Origin of the sequence: Paenibacillus sp. HW567 (genome assembly GCF_000374185.1) — a bacterium.
Lineage (GTDB): Bacteria > Bacillota > Bacilli > Paenibacillales > Paenibacillaceae > Paenibacillus_AQ.
Map to the genome: position 1 here is coordinate 3,456,834 of NZ_KB910518.1, position 14,980 is coordinate 3,471,813.

Annotated in this window: 11 protein-coding genes; 2 read left to right on the forward strand and 9 right to left on the reverse strand. The window is 46.5% G+C overall.

Annotated elements, in window-relative coordinates; genetic code table 11:
• Positions 1–189: 189 nt before the first annotated feature.
• From B212_RS0115870 to B212_RS0115890, 5 genes are all read right to left on the reverse strand, one after another.
• Positions 190–1,644 carry a glycoside hydrolase family 1 protein gene (locus B212_RS0115870; RefSeq protein ID WP_019911907.1) on the reverse strand — a complete coding sequence of 485 codons (1,455 nt, stop codon included), beginning with the start codon at positions 1,642–1,644 and terminating at the stop codon, positions 190–192.
• A 25-nt stretch (positions 1,645–1,669) separates the two neighbouring features.
• A complete protein-coding gene (locus B212_RS0115875; RefSeq protein WP_019911908.1) occupies positions 1,670–3,571 on the reverse strand; it encodes a beta-glucoside-specific PTS transporter subunit IIABC in 1,902 nt (633 codons plus the stop codon).
• A gap of 120 nt (positions 3,572–3,691) precedes the next feature.
• Positions 3,692–4,528: a BglG family transcription antiterminator LicT gene (gene licT, locus B212_RS0115880; protein ID WP_019911909.1), complete on the reverse strand. Its 837-nt coding sequence runs from the start codon at positions 4,526–4,528 to the stop codon at positions 3,692–3,694.
• 389 nt (positions 4,529–4,917) lie between these two features.
• Entirely contained in the window at positions 4,918–5,187 is a 270-nt protein-coding gene (locus B212_RS0115885; RefSeq protein ID WP_019911910.1) for a CD3324 family protein, read from the reverse strand.
• Between the two features lie 284 nt (positions 5,188–5,471).
• Entirely contained in the window at positions 5,472–6,788 is a 1,317-nt protein-coding gene (locus tag B212_RS0115890; protein ID WP_019911911.1) for a helix-turn-helix transcriptional regulator, read from the reverse strand.
• A 269-nt stretch (positions 6,789–7,057) separates the two neighbouring features.
• On the opposite strand from B212_RS0115890, the gene B212_RS34540 reads away from it, so the two are divergent.
• Positions 7,058–7,846 (forward strand): hypothetical protein, encoded by a 789-nt coding sequence (locus B212_RS34540; protein ID WP_156830143.1) that lies wholly within the window; start codon positions 7,058–7,060, stop codon positions 7,844–7,846.
• A 188-nt stretch (positions 7,847–8,034) separates the two neighbouring features.
• On the opposite strand, the gene B212_RS31600 is transcribed toward B212_RS34540, so the two are convergent.
• The 4 genes from B212_RS31600 to B212_RS0115915 form a co-directional block, all read right to left on the reverse strand.
• A complete protein-coding gene (locus tag B212_RS31600) occupies positions 8,035–9,252 on the reverse strand; it encodes a Kelch repeat-containing protein (protein WP_019911913.1) in 1,218 nt (405 codons plus the stop codon).
• 292 nt (positions 9,253–9,544) lie between these two features.
• Positions 9,545–11,578, reverse strand: a complete 2,034-nt coding sequence (locus B212_RS0115905) for a methyl-accepting chemotaxis protein (RefSeq protein ID WP_019911914.1) — start codon at positions 11,576–11,578, stop codon at positions 9,545–9,547.
• 195 nt (positions 11,579–11,773) lie between these two features.
• Positions 11,774–12,787 (reverse strand): L-rhamnose/proton symporter RhaT, encoded by a 1,014-nt coding sequence (locus B212_RS0115910; RefSeq protein ID WP_019911915.1) that lies wholly within the window; start codon positions 12,785–12,787, stop codon positions 11,774–11,776.
• 189 nt (positions 12,788–12,976) lie between these two features.
• The gene (locus tag B212_RS0115915) at positions 12,977–13,936 is read right to left on the reverse strand and encodes a radical SAM protein (protein WP_028530877.1); all 960 of its coding nucleotides are present in this window, start codon (positions 13,934–13,936) and stop codon (positions 12,977–12,979) included.
• Between the two features lie 189 nt (positions 13,937–14,125).
• Between B212_RS0115915 and B212_RS0115920 the strand changes: the two genes are divergently transcribed.
• Positions 14,126–14,938, forward strand: coding sequence for a polysaccharide deacetylase family protein (locus B212_RS0115920; RefSeq protein WP_019911917.1), 813 nt, complete (start codon positions 14,126–14,128; stop codon positions 14,936–14,938).
• The last annotated feature ends 42 nt before the right edge of the window (positions 14,939–14,980 follow it).

A 14,980-nucleotide genomic window follows, 5' to 3' on the forward strand; every position in this document is an offset into this window, starting at 1 on the left:
CACTTGATACTCAACAACTTCGTTTGAAATTCATAAACCTTTAGTCCGCTTAATTTTCTTTCATCCATTTTCAACTCTCCTTTGACAAAAACCTTTAAATAACCATATGCCCATTCTAACAGAATGTATTAAGCAAAAGACAAAAAGACCTTGGAATCGAATTCCAAGGTCTCCCGCACAAACTCCGTACTACTCCAACACCTCACCGTTACTCTCAATAACCCCCTGGTACCACGAAAAGCTCTTTTTGCGCGATCTGGACAGGGTGCCTTTGCCTTCGTTATCTTTGTCCACGTAGATGAAGCCGTAACGCTTCTTCATTTCGCCGGTTCCGGCGCTTACGAGGTCAATACATCCCCACGGGGTGTAACCTACCAGGTCTACTCCGTCAGCTATGGCTTCTTTCATTTCCGCAATGTGCCCTCTCAGGTAATCAATCCGGTAATCGTCGTTAATGGAGCCGTCTTCCTCTACAGTGTCTACGGCGCCAAGGCCATTTTCCACAACCATCAACGGAATTTGGTAGCGGTTGTAGATATTGTTCAAGGACCATCTCAGACCCTTCGGATCAATCTGCCATTCCCATGCGCTTGCTTCCAGGTAAGGATTTTTTAGGCCCATGGATAAATTCCCGCCAATTTGCTCCTGATTCGGATCGGCACTCACGCAGGTGGATGAATAGTAGCTGAAGGTATAGAAATCTACACAGCCCTCCCGCAGAATTTCCTCATCGCCGTCTTCCATGACAAGCTCAATGCCTTGTTCCTTAAAATACCGTTTGGCAAATCCGGGATACGCCCCGCGCACCTGAACATCGGAACAGAGGTAATTCGATAAGTTGTCTTTTTGCTGCGCGAGCAGAATGTCTTCCGGGTTACAGGTCAGCGGGTAAGAACACATGTAAGCGATCATACAGCCAATTTTGAAATCCGGGTTAATCTCATGCCCCAGCTTTACCGCCTTTGCGCTTGCCAGGAACTGGTGGTGCAGAGCCTGATACCGCAGCCCCTCATCATCCCCTGCCGTATTGCCAAACTCCGCATTGCCCTCCGGCATGATCACTCCAGCCATAAAAGAACCAAACGGCATGGTTAGAATATTGATTTCATTAAAGGTCAGCCAATATTTCACCACATCTTTATACCGGTTGAAGATAACCCTGCAATAATTGACATAAAAATCTACGACCTTGCGGTTGGACCAGCCATTATATTGTTGCGCCAGATTGAAAGGAGCCTCGTAATGGGAAATGGTCACTAACGGTTCAATATTATGCTTCTTCAGCTCGGCAAACACGTTGTCATAGAACTTCAGGCCTTCCTCATTCGGCTGCGCATCATCCCCGTTCGGGAATATTCTGGACCAGGCCAGGGACATCCGGAAAACCTTGAAGCCCATTTCTGCGAAAAGCTGTATATCCTCTTTATAGTGGTGATAAAAGTCGATGGCCTCGTGGCTCGGATAGTTCGCCTCCTGTTCCAGCACCGGTGTAATTCTTCTGCGGGTTGTATGCGTTCCGGCTGTAATTACATCCGCAGTGCTGAGACCTTTGCCGCCCTCCTTATAGCCGCCCTCCAATTGATTAGCCGCCGTTGCGCCTCCCCACAAAAACCCTTCCGGAAACCTCTTGGTTATCTCATTCATTCATTATTCCTCCTCGTATATGTGATTAGATCATTACCGTTAACAAGTCTTCCCGATACCCGATGTTTTTCTTCCCGGTTTCAATTACATCCAGGTAATTATTCGAATTGGAAACGATTACAGGGGTAGTTAAGATATAACCCGCCGCTTTAATGGCCTCCATATCAAATTCCATTAACAAATCGCCTTTTTTCACCGCATCGCCTTGTTTGACTTTCGGGGTAAAATATTTGCCTTTCAATTTAACTGTGTCCTTGCCCACATGGATAAGAATGTCCACACCGTGGTCGCTTGTAATGCCTATGGCGTGGCCCGACGAGAACAGGGAGGTTAGAACCCCGTCTACCGGAGCAAACACCTTGCCTTCAGCAGGTTCAATGGCAATCCCTTTGCCGAGTGCACCGGTTGAGAAGGCTTCATCCTTGACGTCAGACAATGCGATTACTTCACCTTTTAACGGACTGCTTACGGTTTCCTGCTTCACCATAGGTTCGCCGCTGTGACCCTGGCCTTTTGTGTTGTCTGCCTTGACTTCATCATCCTTGAATCCGCCGAAGAACATGAGCAGGAACCCAAGCACGAAGCTGACCGTAATGCCGATAATGGCTCCATAAAAACCTCTGTCGATTCCCTCAGGGCTGATATAGCTCGGGATTCCGAAGATACCCAGACCGCCCAGGATATAACCTTTGGTTCCCATGATTCCAATAATTCCGCCTCCGACTGCAGCCGCTATACAGCTTAGGATGAACGGTTTTTTACGCGGCAGGGTAATCCCGTAGATGGCAGGCTCTGTAACCCCGAAGATACCCGAGATCACGGCCGGAATAGAAAGCGATTTCAATTTAATGTTTTTGGTCCGCAGCATAATCGCCAATACGACACCTGTCTGGGCAAAGGAAGCACCGAATACGCCGGCCAGAATTGGATCAAATTTAAGCACGGTCAGGTTGTTGATGGCAATCGGCACAAAACCCCAGTGCAAGCCGAAGATAACGAATACCTGCCAGAACGCGCCGAGCAGCACCCCGGCAATTACCGGGCTCAAATTATAGATAGACAAAGTACCTGCGCCAAGAAGCTGTCCTGCCCAAGTTGCAACAGGTCCGATGAAGATCAGAGCGAGCGGAACAATCACCAGCAGGGTGCAGAAGGGAACCAGGAAGGTTCTGACTACGCTTGGAATAATCTTTTTAAAGAAACCTTCGATCTTGCTGCCTACATAGGTGGACAAAATAATCGGAATAACGCTTGACGAATACGTCATCAGGATTACCGGGATGCCTAGAAAGGTTAGATATACCGGCGATTCAATAACGGTCCCGCTGAATAAAGTGTATAACGGCTTCCCGGCTGCGGTTAGACCAGAAAACGTAGGATAGACCAGCGTTGCCCCTATAGCCATACCTATAAAGATGTTGGCATTGAACTTTTTGGCTGACGTGTATCCAAGGAATATCGGGAAGAAGTAAAATAAACAGTCGCCGATTGCATTCAAAATTTGATAAGTGCCCGAAGTATTGGTCAGCACACCCAGAGAGATGAGCAGCGCGGTGAACCCTTTGATCATCCCTGTTGCACTCAATACACCAAGCGTTGGTGTGAACACACCGGAAATGATATCAATGAATCTATTGAAAAGACCCACTTTTTCATCGGATGGTTCTGCAGATGCCGTCTGAAATCCGCCTACAGCCGCGACTTCCGCATAGACCTCAGGGACATGGTTGCCTATAACGACTTGATATTGTCCACCGCTCTGTACAACCGTCACGACTCCATCCATATTCTTCAGAATTTCGGTGTTGGCCTTGCTCTCATCATTTAATTTAAAACGCAGGCGGGTAATGCAATGCGTCAGACTGTTAACATTTTCCTTGCCGCCAACATTGCTGATAATGTCTTGTGCGAGCTTTTCGTATTTCATGCTGATCGCTCCTTTAATTAATTTTCCTTATAAAAAAGGCGAGACCCAATAGACAGCACTACAAAAAGAGTACTTATCTATTTTGGTCTCGCCTGCCTTACCAGTAACAATCCAAAATTTTTATTCAATTTGTTTTTCCGTTACACGATGGACATGAATGGTTAAATACAGCTTTTCTTCATCCGACAGATCGGTGTCTAAATACTTCTCTATCTTCAGCATGCAGTTGTAGGCTTTTTTGTATTTTGCCTTGACTTGCTGTAATAAAAAATCATCATCCAGCTCCATCCTCTTCTTCTGATGAATCCTTTGAAAGAAAAATCTCAAATGGGTAATAAACCGTTCGAAGCTGATGGATTGTTCGTCAAGCGTTATATTATAGGTATATTTGATAATGTTCAGGATGTCCTGAATTTTCTCAGTCTGCCCTGCGATATCTGATATTTTATGATCCGGGCTGCTAACCTGGGCATTGATCAAATGAAGGGCTATATTGCCCGCTTCATCTTCTGTCAGTTGTTTATTTACGCTGTCATTAATAAATTCCAATGCCTTAAGCCCAATTTTGAATTCTTTGGGGTACAATTTTTTGATCTCCCAAATTAACGGATTGGGATTGCGGATCCCCTCATCGTACATTTTCAGTGTGTTGTTGATATGGTCCGTTAGGGTAACATATATATACTCACTCAAAGGAGTGTCCAGCATGTTTTTCCCGTACTCGATGATGTCATAGCATAACGACACATACTCTGAGGGAACATCCTCCAGCAGCAGCTTGAATTTTTCCGAAGCCTCTTTTTGTTTGAGAATGAAAACCTTCTCAATTAAGCCCTCCTCGACCTCATCGCCAATGCTTTTTTTGAATCCAATGCCACAGCCCATAACAACAAGCTCTTGCTTCTGCGGATCTTTGGCGACAATCGCGTTATTGTTAAAGATTTTCTTGATGATCATCCAACTGCCCTCCTTCATCCCGTATTAAGGTATAACTAGGATTAAGACGCTGGACGAAAAAATTTCAGACGGATCACAACATTGCTGATAGAATTTTCGTCATTTCTTCGCACATAATTTAAGCGTTTCCAATACGAGCCGATTTTACTCATCCACCACTCCGTTTCGTAAGATCCATCGCGCGACAGGATACCAGAGTTGGGATTAAAAAAAGGCAAAACCCAAAACATGTCAAGTACATGTCCTGGGTTTTGCCTTTTCAGTAACAATCCCAAAGTCAGAATAACATGAATTTAGCCGTTTGACAACAAAAAAGTATGCGCTTTCTTTTTTGGGTGGAATCAATCCGCAAAAGCCACGTTGGAGCAGGCTCCGCTGTGGCTTTTTGTCTATTTTTTACCATACACAATTTTTTTGATGCTGTCGCAGGACAGGCAAAATTGCTCTGCCAGTTGCTCAATGTTGAGGCCTATGGAATATTGCTGGCGAATTTCATTATTACGGACCATCAGATATTTTCTGCCGCCCGAGTTCTCGCCCCACTTGGTCCGCAAGCCCTCCGGCTTGGGAACATAGAGCATTCCGCCATGTATATATTTCTGTACTTCCTTAAGCAATTCTTCCGGCAGGACGACATCTGCATTGATATATTTCTTCATAGCTCCGCTCCTTAAAATAAAATGAACTTTTTAAGGTAGCAAAGTCTACAGGGTAAACAGCGATTCTCCAGAATTAGAGCGGTACCGTGCTTCCAGCTCTATGCAAACAACCGCCGTTGTTTATCATCCATAGACTTTGCATAGAGCAGAGCTTTAATCTTGTCATCACAAACCCTCCCTTCCATATCCAGACTTTACATGGAATAAGTTTCTTCTATTGTAGCATCAATGGGGAAATGAACCAAACCTCTTGTCCAGGGGGAACCGAGTAACGCTCCAGCTCCCTATTCCTGCGCATGCCGCTTCAGATACTGCTTCCGGTACTCCTTGGGGCTTGTCCCGCTATATTTCTTGAAGGAAACGCTGAAATGGCTGGTGCTGGAGTACCCGGCAAGCATGGAGATATCGGCAAGTCTCAGTTCGTTCTCTTGCAGCAATTGCTCAGATTTGGTCATCCTCAGCTTAGTGACATAATTACTGAAGGCAACGCCTACATGCTGCTTGAAGAGGCCCGGCAGTTCGCTCTCCAGCAGATGAAACTTGTCCGCCAGGGAAGAAACCGTCAGCTCATAATAAAAGTTCTCCTCCACATATTTTCTGACCGCCTCGGCCATCTGCCGGCCGCCCGAGCAGCGGACCTTCTTCACTTCCTCCATAACAAGCTGCGCAAGCTCATCAATCTGCCCCCGTATCCCTTTACAGGACTGTTCACTGGTGATGGTCTTCTGGCAGTTCCACAAATATTTCTGCAGAGCAGAGCCGTGGGGCTCGAACTTTCTGGCAATGGAGAGGAGCAAGAGCAGCAACCGCAACGCCAGCAAGTTACAATATGGTAGCGGCGCCTCTTCTTCGCTGCTGAACATGGCATCGAGCTGCTGACTTAAGGCGCCCGCATCGAGAGTTTCAATCGCTTGCGTAAGGCTCCGCTCCATCTCCGGGGTGAAGGCTTGGGTTAGCTCTTGCACATATTCCGGCTTGCCATCCCCGTCTTTGCGGACAGTGCTCTGACTCCACGACAGCATGCAAGAGGCATAGCCGTTCTTCCGCCGCTTAAGTCCCTTCACCTCCTCGCCAATCCCCGTTATGCACTCAAGCTTCAGGCAGCTTGCGATGTTCCGCTGCAGCTCTTCCACGAACAACTGCGATTTCCGGGCATGCTTCGGTCCCTGCTTCACAATGACGAGGAAAAGCATCATGGCAGGATTGGCGGCGTCGCCGAATGGATAAATCCCCCTCCAGTGGCCGGCCGTCTCCCGGCACAGCCTTTGAAAATCGAGCTGGAGCAAATCCCGGCGCTTCTGCCGGTTCGCTATTCTTCCTGCCGGCAGCTTCATCTCCACAGCCGCAAATTGCAGCCGCAGATCATCCTCCGCCAGCGGGGCCAGTTGGAGCTGTTGCAGCCGCTTCTTCATAGCCGCCAGGCTATAGCACTCATCCTTGACCATTTGCTGCAGAAAGCTCATCTGCATCTGCCGAAGCTGCCCGCTCTTTCCGCCCGGCGTCTCCGGGACAATCAACAAGCCCGCAGTCTCACGGTAGACTGTGGCTTTGATACTGTTACGGCTGCCCTTCTTGTCAGCCATCGGCATCATTTCAAACATTGATGTCTTTACCTCCAGCAACTGAAGTCTTTGCTATCAGTATGGGCAAAAAAACTGAAATAACCCCTCAAGCCTCCTCGACAGGTTACTCCGGCTGGATTTATGATCTCCACTCGCACGCATTTTCTATAGTTGGCTGATGCTGATTTTCATAAAAAGAAAATAATTGTATTCGCTCACTTAATTGCAGATATAGGGATATATGTTTAGACATTCCTTGTTAAGTTTTGTAAAGTCAATAGCGATAATACATAATGAGGAGTGTACCAATGAAGAAAATAAAAATTGTAATCCTTATGTTCTTGTTAGTGTTTACTGCCATCCCATTGTCTAAGGCATCTGCTGCTACTTCTGCAATTACTGGTCCTGGAGAGACCAAAACTTTTTTTGGTGATTTAGGATCTGAATACTCTAGTATATATTTTTATTCATCTGGCAAAGGCTCCACCTCTAGTTTTTATTTTTATGATAAAAATATGCAATTAACTTTTAGCAATAACACACCAAACTTCACAATTGGTGCAAGTAGTAGTACAAGCTCTTTCAAAGTCCGTTATGTTAAAGTTACTTTAAACCCTAATTCAAAAATAGACTATTGGGGGATTGGCGCTGGGACAACACCACGTATAACCGATTGGGAGGTATATGTTGATCCAACGGCTTCGCCTTCTCCAACGCCTACTACAACGCCAACTGCAACTCCAGTACCGACAGCTACACCTGAGCCCACACCAAGCGCTACACCAGTGCCAACAGCTACGGTGACACCGGTACCAACTGCTACTCCGTCACCAACTTCAACACCTGAACAACCAACTGGTGATCGAGGGTTACTTACGATTACTTTCATCAACGGAACAGAAAAAGAATATGATCTCCCAATGTCCGATGTTGAAGCATTTGTAAAATGGTATGATGCCCGCGATGCCGGTAGAGGCCCAGGTATGTATGCAATTGATAAACATACGAATAACAAGGGCCCATTCAGCAAACGTAAAGATTATGTTGTATTCGATAAAATCTTGACCTTTGAAGTCAGTGAGTATACAACCAAATAATCCTTCCCAATACTTACCTCCTCAATTAACTATAGTCAAACACTATATGTTAAATTGAGGAGGTTCTCTATGTTACATCTTCAATTCTTCAATTGGTCACTCTCTTATGTAAAATACCCCGCCAATGCTGGCAGGGTAAGGTGCTTCCGTTACATCTAATTTATAGTGAGTGGAACAATTAATTAATGCTATTCTTTTGCAGTATACTCATCCACACTAAAGGTCAATATTTTATCGAAGATTATATATTCCTTGCGGCTGATGAATGGTCCTTTATTATTGCTATGTTTGTCAATTGCATATTTGGCCAGTCCTTTACCTGCATCACGTTCATCATACCATGTCAAAAAAGCTTTGATCTCTTCTGCGCTGAGATCGTATTCTTTCTCAAGGCCTGTTGTTAATGTGATGGTTAGAATTGCACGATCACCGGATGGTTCTGGCTGCGGATCAGGTCCGGGATTTTCCACTTTTTCAATAGCATACTCGTAAACATTTTTAGAAACAGATGAACCACCTACTGAATATAATTTTCCATTTAGTATGCCAATACCTGCTCCATCCACATATTTAGGCGCTGGTATTGATGGTAGACTAGACAAAGTTTCAGTTGCAGGAGAAAATAAAAACGAACCACCGACACCAATAAGATAAATATTATCTTTATACGTTACAGATCTAGGTTCGATATTCAAAGTAGGCGAAACTACAGAACTGGTAGTCCATGTGTCTAAATTAGGATCATATATTTCTATCTTGTCAGTTTTTGTAGTTCCATAGTTATATCCACCAATAATGTAAATTTTATTGGAGTATACACCTATTCCATAGGTCCATCTCCTAGTCGGGATATCCTTCTTTTTGGTCCATGAATTTGTAATTGGATTGTACTCTTCCACCACCGGAGACGTAAGAGTATTTTCTCCAACTATACCGCTAATAACATATATTTTTCCGTTAACAGTCGCCGCACTCATGCCCATCCTACCGGTAGGCATGTCTTGCTTTACAGTCCATACATTAGTGACAGGATCATATTCTTCTACAGAATTCAATGCAACAGTAAATTTATTTGTATGTTGTTGTCCACCAAAAACATAAATTTTACCCCCTGATTCAGCAATTGCAAAATATTCACGTTTTACATGCATACTAGCTTTTGGAATCCATGCATCATTGATTGGTTCATATTTATAGACCTTGTCTGAACTTTCAACTTTAGTAGAATCAGAAGTATATCCCCCAATTCTATACATATCTCCGTTAACTGTTATCACTCGCATATTCGTAACGCCTTCAGACATAGGATTTTTGGTTACCCATTGTGCTTCGTCTGCTGAAGCAAAATTCGGATTTAAAACAAGGCACAAAAAAATAACTAATACGACAGATTTTAAGTATTTCATGGTTAAAGCTCCTTCTTATGTGATGTATTGTGAATACAATACATAGTTGCATATTTTTCCATCCACCGTCAAAACAATTATCTCTATATTTTCAATTTTGTGTTTATATAGATATTTTTCTTTTTTATCCCATTCAATTATTTTTTTATTTTTGTAAAATACTTGAGACAAAAAAAGGACCCCGCCAACAACCAGCGGGGCCAAATAATATATTAAAGGGGGGTTATGGGATTAATATATACCCTCAAGCTTAAAAGCAGATGAACGCAGCCTAAAGATTGCATTAAGCGGCTTAGATTTTGAATTTTTCTACCAAAATCTGAAGTTCTTTGGCACTTTGGGTGTTTTCGTCGGCCATCGCGGCTTCGTGGAAGGTCTTCTCGACGATGTCTGCCGTCTTCTCGGCAATATCCTGCACGCCGATGGCGCCTTCGTTAATCGTAGCCGCCACCTCATTCACTGCCGTGGCAATGCCGGATATCGTCTCATTCAGATGATCTGCGGATTCTTCGAATTGGTTCATCAGCTCGTTGATTGTCGAAGCATCGCTGTTATACTGCTGGCTGACCTCCGTCAGACGTTCAAAGTCTTTCAGAACATTGTGATCAATAAATCCAAGCAATGCCTCGGACTGTTCCTTCATCTGCTCGACGGAGGAGTAGACATTCTTAACGACATCTTGAATACCTGCCGCCGTCTCGGAGGATCTCTCGGCAAGCTTGCGGATTTCTCCGGCAACTACCGCAAAGCCCCGGCCCGCCTCTCCCGCCCGTGCCGCCTCAATTGCCGCATTGAGCGCGAGCAGGTTGGTCTGGCTGGTGATGGAGAGAATCGTGTCGGCCAAGATGTTGATTTCATTGATCGCACCTGACTGCTCGATGGCTTGCTCCATCTCCACACGAACCGACTCGTAGATTCGTTTAGCGTTGTCCGTGGACTGGGTAGCATCATGCTGGAGCTCCAGCGCCCGTTCTATAATCTGCCCGGACACCCCCGCTCCCTCCTTGACCCGGCTGGAGATCATCCGGACATTGTTCTCAATTTCATGAATTGCCGCCGTCATTTCCTCCGTTGAAGCCGCCGTCTCCTCCATGCCTGCCGATAGCTGCTCTGTAGTCGCTGAATTATCGTGAGCGTTCTCGCGGACGTCAATGGAGAGCTTCTCCAGTGTTACTGCATTGTCCAGCACCTTGGAGGAGATCGTTAACAGGCTTCCTGCCATCTCCCGCAGCACCGCGCGGGTATGGAACATAGCTTTGGCGATGGTTCCGGTCTCGTCTTTGTTCTTCAAGAGATACTCATATTGCGAGTCGTATTTCAAATCCAGCTCGGCTGTGCGGTTGATCATCTCCGTCAGCTTAATGATCGGCGACGAAATTCGTGTAGCGACTACAACCCCGATTACCAAGGTCAGCAGCAGACTGCCCAGACCCAGCAGGATGATATAAGTTGTCATGCTGTGAACCGGCTGCATGACTTCGCCGATATCGCCGGTCAGAACCAGCGTCCATCTCGTCTCCGGCAGAACAGTATAAGCGGCTTTTTTCTCCGTTCCTCTATAATTATACTCAACATTGCCGTCAGCAACTGTCTCTCCGGCTTTTACCCGTTCCACTACAGCTTTGATCTGGGCATTCTCCACCGGCAAGCCGATCTTCGCCTTATCGGGAGAATAGATCATGTTCCCTGTCTCATCGACCAGATAAGCGTAAGAGGAAGGTGCGTTCGCCACCTTGGCGTCAGCCAAATATTTAATAATGCTGTTAGCGTCGACTGCAGAAGCTACGAAGCCAATCATCTTGCCATTGCTTGTCACCGGATGAGCAAACACCAGCACATAAGCACCTGTGGATTTGGATTTCAATATTTCGCTGATCACGGGCTGATTGGTCTTGAGAATCGTTTTTGTGTAGTTTCGATCACTGAAGTCGGTTCCTACCAGCTTGATATCGCTATCCGCCACACCAACCCCAGACATATTTAGCACTAACATATGCTCCAGGTTGCCAGCATCTTTGACCAGCCGCTGAAGCTTGGCATTAATCTTGGCTTGAAGAGCATCCCCGCTGGTTATTCCGCCGTTTCCAGCCTTTAGCAGCAGCTCGGCAATTTCCGTGTCATCGGCGACAATCGCTATGCTCCGCTTCTCCTTGTCAATCATCGCTCCAATGGTCTGCGCTTTGTTCGTATTGACCTGCTTCATTGAGGTTTCAGTTAGATCCAGGATAGTGCCTGTGGACTTACTATACGTAAAGATCCCCATTAATGCCGTAGAAATAAATACAACTGCGATTAGCATAACCGACAGCTTCATCCGAATCTTCATCTTCTCCTACATCCTCCCGCCATGATCTCTCTAGGCATCCTTAGTTTTTTGAAAACACTGTAACTTTTGTTACAATTATTATCGGATTTACCTATCAGGCAGTGAAGATGTTATGGAGAAATTCGTGGAATTATATCGGATTTTGTCGAAATTTCAGATTTTATCTAAAAATTAAGAAACATTTACACACACAAATTAGGCCATACTGTTGGCAATGCCCACAACGGCCCAGGAAAGAATCAGGATTACATTCCCCCACAGCAGCAGCTTTTTGGGTGCGGCGAACCCTTTCCATTCTCCATCCTTAAGTCCCCACGCGTTGCTGATGATTAAGGATAATCCGTTAAAAGCCAGCCAGCCGACTACAGCGCCCAGCGGTCCGAGAAGCGCCGTTGCTTTGGCATAAAAGCCTAGCGCCAAATACCAGATCGCCGCAGTCAGCAGGGCTTTACCATACGCTGTACCCGCTCCCTTGGCGGTGTAGTCCCGGTATGTGCCGTTCTTGATCAGCAGAATGACCGCATAGACGAAGTTGGCGACAAAGCCGCCCGACAGGGTAATTACCCAGGAAATGAGACTGGCGCTGATTTTGGCTGTGCCGGCGGCAACAGCTATGTCTACCGTCTGGTTCGCATAAGAGAACCCGATGTTCATTGCTGCTGAGCCCAGTCCGGCTACGGAAGCAATGATTAGGCCTTTGGTCAGATTGCTGCCGCCGGTGCCGCTTCCCTGGCCGGAGGCCGTGATGATCTTTTCTTTTAACAATCCGGCCTTGGTAATTACAGCAACACCTGTAAGCATGATCGCCGTACCCATTAGAAGCACTGTAAAAGAGCCTGCCGCCGGAATGTTGCCGAAGATAAACAGCGGAATCAGCGACCCCAGCGATGCCGATATCCCCATATTCACTCCGTATGTAAGAGAAACACCGATCGAGTCAATGGCTTTGCCGAACATAATGGAGCTGATGCCCCACAGAAAACCGCAGAAGGAAGCCGTCCAGAGCACGTTCGAGGGTGTCTGCCGGATATAGCTGAAGAAATCAGGCACTTCAACCCAGGTCCACAAGACCGGAATGATCAGAATCCCCACCAAAGAAAAAATCGCCCAAAACGCTTCCCAAGAAAACGGCTGGTATTTCTTCATCCCCAGCCCAAAGCTGCCCTGAAAGCAGCAAGCAAGCAATAACAGCAAAAATCCGTAAATCATTACTAAATCCTCCCAGCCCACTAGTCAATTTCTATATTGTTATCACGCAGATTAACTCTGCATTATTAACCTGCACATGGTGATGATTATACATGAAAACTTTCATTTTGGAATGAAAATCTATCAGAAAAATAGACCGCAGCGGTTAGGCTGCGGTCTTGTTCAGCAGAATGGTCTGCCGCTGATATGCTAATCTTCTTGCGGGAACAAAGCGGTAAGCGCAGGGCAGGGCTGCTTCTCAAGGAATTTGGAAAGCGGTGCGGGCATGTCGGTGTAGATATCTTTTAGCGAGGTGCCGTTATAGATATTGCCGATGATGACCGGATGACACAGTTCGGAGATCAGAATATCGCCGTTGCCGTGCAGGTGAAGCTGCTTCTTGCCCTCAATGCAATGCGGGAAGTAGACCCCGGGCTGCTCCTGGAAGCCAAGCTTCTCCATAAAGCGGTCCATGCAGGTGAAGTAGAGCGTTGTATCCTCTTTTTTGTTCGCGATCAGCTCGCTTACGGCATTCTTCAGTTGTTCGCGGGCAGCAATCGCCTTCCAGCCGGTATGGCCCATGATGATGCTGTTCTGAATCTCGTGGGTCCGCACACCCATCGCATAGACATGCTCGCTGATTTCCTGCATATTGTCCTGGGTTTCGCTGAACAGAAGCGTCTCCAGTACGACATCCACGCTTGTTTTGGCGAACATCGTAATGTTCTCTCTGATCTTGTCATAGATGCTGGTATGAATATTATAATAGCGTGAGAAAGCCTCGGCATTCGTGAAATTGAAGGAAATATGAATCGTCGTCAGTCCGGCAGCTTCCAGCCGCTCAATCCGTTCGGCGTTCAGCAGACTGGCGTTGGAGTTGAGCTGGGTCAGAATGCCCCGGGATTTGCAGTAGGCTACAATTTCCACACAGTCCTCGAATTTGAGCGTCACTTCACCGCCGGAGAGACGAACCCGCTTCAGATTAGGCAAATCCTCCAGAATGCGGATCACCTCTTTGCCTTTGATGCTCTGTCCGTCATTTCTGTTATATGCGCAGCAGTAATCGCAGCGGAAATTGCAGTTCGAGGTAACCCCGACCTCTAGTCCTTCCAGATCATATGTCAGCGGTTTGTCCAGCTCCAGTGATTTATATTTTATACTCATGCTCAAGTAGTCCTCCTGAAAATATAATTGTCTGATTAAAGGGTAACCTTATAAATTATAAAGGGTTGCGGCCCAGGTTAATGTGACATTTGTTGTTATGCCCCTCATTTCAATTGCGGGTTGCACTTTTGCGGCTTAGGTAGTAACCTGTTGCTAAATTCATTTATGTATTTTAATCAGAAAGAAGGGACAGATATGAACATCCGCTTCAACTGTTTTCCCGGAGGAGTCTTCAAAGCGCTTACACTGAGCTACGATGACGGCACCCTCCATGACATCCGGCTGGTCTCCATTTTGAATACATACGGGATCAAAGCCACCTTCCATTTAAATTCCGGCATACTGGATCAGGAGGGATATGTCTCTGCCAAAGAGGTCCAATCGCTCTATGCGGGGCATGAGATTTCAGTACATACCGTATCCCATCCCTTCCTGGATGAACTGCCGAGAGAGGCTATCATTCATGAGGTGCTGGAGGACCGGCGGGCGCTGGAGCACTTAAGCGGTTACCCGGTGCGCGGCATGTCCTACCCTTACGGCAGCTACAATGAAGAAGTTACAAAGCTCCTGCCTGCTCTCGGGATTGAATACTCCCGGACTGTCCAATCCACGGGTTCTTTTGCCATGCCGCAGCATCCGCTGGAGTGGAATCCTACCTGCCATCACAACGCTATGCTGAAGGCCGGTGAGCAACTGATTGCCTTGACGGGGGATATGCCCTGGAAAAGAAAGCTGTCACTGCTGTACGTCTGGGGACACAGCTATGAATTTGAGAATCATGGCAACTGGCATGAGATCGAGAGCTTTTGCCGCATGATGTCCGCCCAGAAGGATATCTGGTTCGCCACCAATATGGAGATTATTGACTATCAGAATGCGCTCGGCAGGCTGCAGTTCTCGGCAGACCGTAGCCTTGTACACAATCCCAGCGCCATCTCCGTCTGGATCACAGTGGACCAATCTCCGGTTGAGATCAAGCCGGGCGAGCTGAAGCAATTGAAGCATTAGGGTTCTACACAAAAAAAAGGCTGCCAAACACGGCAGCCTTCT

Coding starts and splice junctions, on each gene's coding strand:
- B212_RS0115920 (WP_019911917.1), top strand. CDS start 14,126: ATGAACATCCGCTTCAACTGTTTTCCCGGAGGAGTCTTCAAAGCGCTT.
- B212_RS0115905 (WP_019911914.1), bottom strand. CDS start 11,578: ATGAAGATTCGGATGAAGCTGTCGGTTATGCTAATCGCAGTTGTATTT.
- B212_RS0115910 (WP_019911915.1), bottom strand. CDS start 12,787: ATGATTTACGGATTTTTGCTGTTATTGCTTGCTTGCTGCTTTCAGGGC.
- B212_RS0115875 (WP_019911908.1), bottom strand. CDS start 3,571: ATGAAATACGAAAAGCTCGCACAAGACATTATCAGCAATGTTGGCGGC.
- B212_RS0115885 (WP_019911910.1), bottom strand. CDS start 5,187: ATGAAGAAATATATCAATGCAGATGTCGTCCTGCCGGAAGAATTGCTT.
- licT (WP_019911909.1), bottom strand. CDS start 4,528: ATGATCATCAAGAAAATCTTTAACAATAACGCGATTGTCGCCAAAGAT.
- B212_RS34540 (WP_156830143.1), top strand. CDS start 7,058: ATGAAGAAAATAAAAATTGTAATCCTTATGTTCTTGTTAGTGTTTACT.
- B212_RS0115890 (WP_019911911.1), bottom strand. CDS start 6,788: ATGTTTGAAATGATGCCGATGGCTGACAAGAAGGGCAGCCGTAACAGT.
- B212_RS31600 (WP_019911913.1), bottom strand. CDS start 9,252: ATGAAATACTTAAAATCTGTCGTATTAGTTATTTTTTTGTGCCTTGTT.
- B212_RS0115870 (WP_019911907.1), bottom strand. CDS start 1,644: ATGAATGAGATAACCAAGAGGTTTCCGGAAGGGTTTTTGTGGGGAGGC.